This is a genomic window from Herbaspirillum chlorophenolicum (assembly GCF_001189955.1).
Lineage (GTDB): Bacteria > Pseudomonadota > Gammaproteobacteria > Burkholderiales > Burkholderiaceae_D > Herbaspirillum > Herbaspirillum chlorophenolicum.
Genome location: NZ_LFLT01000120.1, coordinates 1 through 2181 on the forward strand (window position 1 = coordinate 1; position 2181 = coordinate 2181).

At 56.8% G+C, this 2181-nt stretch carries 2 protein-coding genes; one reads left to right on the top strand and one right to left on the bottom strand.

All coding sequences use genetic code 11. From position 1 onward, the window contains the following. Nucleotides 1-74 precede the first annotated feature (74 nt). Complete coding sequence (locus AKL28_RS23360) at nucleotides 75-770, bottom strand: heavy metal response regulator transcription factor (RefSeq protein ID WP_050470677.1); 696 nt, start codon at nucleotides 768-770, stop codon at nucleotides 75-77. Between the two features lie 150 nt (nucleotides 771-920). Between AKL28_RS23360 and AKL28_RS23365 the strand changes: the two genes are divergently transcribed. Further along, nucleotides 921-2181 (top strand): copper resistance system multicopper oxidase (locus AKL28_RS23365; RefSeq protein ID WP_156226474.1); only part of this gene is annotated, 1261 nt, incomplete at its 3' end.

The window sequence follows — 2181 nt, forward strand, 5'->3', positions numbered from 1 at the left end:
GAGACCGACCAGGACGGCCGTAGATGCCAGCGCAAACAGCGCCGTGAGGCGGACGGTCAGGGACCGTTGGCGAATCATGGCGCGCTCCCGGGCGCGTCAGCGTCATCCAGGATGTATCCCACCCCGCGTACTGTCAAAATCAGCTTGTGATCGAAGCCGTCATCTACCTTGGCGCGCAGGCGACGGATGGCCACATCGATGACGTTCGAGTCACTGTTGAAATTGATGTCCCAGATCTGGGAGGCAATCAGTGAACGAGGCAGCACTTCACCGCGACGCCGTGCCAAGAACTCCAGTAACGCAAACTCCTTGCTTGTGAGCACCAACTTTCTACCGCCTCTGCTGGCACTGCGCCGAGGGAGATCGAGCACCAGGTCTGCGACCGTCAAACGATCTTGCAGTACCACGTTGCTACCCCGGCGCAGCAAGGTGCGTACCCTGGCCAGCAGTTCAGAAAAGGCAAATGGTTTGACGAGATAGTCGTCAGCGCCCATCTCCAGACCCTTGACCCTGTCGGAGACGCTATCCCGCGCCGTCAGGAACAAGACAGGGACAGTCTTTTGGGCATCGCGAAGGGACAGGACGATGCGCCAGCCATCTACATCGGGCAGCATGACGTCCAGGACGACCAGGTCATAAGGTTCGGTCATGGCTAGGTGGTAGCCGTCCAAGCCATTCTTTGCCAAATCAACAATAAATCCGGCTTCGGTAAGTCCGCGCTGAATGTATTCGCCCGTTTTGGGCTCATCTTCGACCACAAGAAGTTTCATTTTGAGAACACATAAGAAGATGGATACATGGTACGTCGAGTTCGCAAAGATGACGCAATCATTACAGGAATGTAATGCGCGAGTAATCCGACTGATCGCCAGCGCTACTTATCATCAGCGCCATATCCCCATTTCGGAGAGTTTTATCCTATGTCGAACTCATCGTTCCCTTTGAACTCCCGCCGCCGTTTTGTCAAAGGGCTGGCCGCTGGAGGTGTCCTTCTGGGGCTGTCGTCGCGTGCCATGCAAGCGGTGGCTCAAGCTGCCGAAGCCCCGGCGAGCCCCTCGGCAGCGCCCGTTCTCACAGGTAACGTGTTTAACCTGGTGATCGCAGAAACGCCTGTCAATTTCACAGGTAAGCAGACCGTCGCTACGACGATCAACGGCTCTCTGCCAGGACCAACCTTGCGCTGGAAAGAAGGCGAGATGGTCACGATTAACGTCACCAATAAGCTGCGCGAACATACCTCGATTCACTGGCACGGCATTATCTTGCCGTTCCAGATGGATGGTGTCCCTGGGATCAGCTTTGCTGGCATCGCCCCTGGAGAGACCTTCACCTATAAATTCAAGGTAAAGCAAAGCGGTACCTACTGGTATCACTCCCACTCGGGGATGCAGGAGCAAACCGGGATGTATGGTGCGATCGTCATCGACCCCACTGACGCCGGCAAAAAGCTGGCCGACCGGGAACATGTGATCTTGTTCTCGGACTGGATGGATGAAAATCCAATGTCCGTACTCTCCAAACTCAAAAAACAAGGGGACATCTACAATCTGAACCGCGTGACGGCTGGGGATTTTGTTCGCGATGCACGCAAAAATGGCGTGAAGGCGGCCATGGATAATCGTGCGATGTGGAATGAGATGCGCATGAATCCCACGGATTTGGGGGACTTGTCCGCAGCTGTTCTGACCTTCCTCGCTAACGGCGTCACGCCCGCAGGCAACTGGACTGCATTGTTCAAGCCTGGCGAGAGAGTCCGCCTGCGCTGTATCAATGGATCTGGCAACACCTTCTATGACGTACGCATTCCCGGATTGAAGTTGAAGGTGGTGCAGGTGGACGGCGTGGATATCGAACCGGTGAGCGTGGACGAATTCCGCTTCGGCCCAGGCGAAACGTGTGACGTGGTCGTCGAGCCCAAGGAAGATGCCTATACCGTGTTTGCGCAGACGATGGAGCGCACCGGCTACGCTCGCGGCACGCTGGCCACGCGTGCGGGGCTGGCAGCACCGGTGCCGGCAGTCGACAAACCGGAGTGGCTCAGCATGGGTGACATGATGGGCGACATGTCTTCCATGGCCGGCATGGATCATGGGGCCATGGGCCACATGAATCACGGTGCGATGGCGGGGATGTCGTCCATGAGCGGCATGGACTCGATGTCGAGCATGGATAGCATGGACA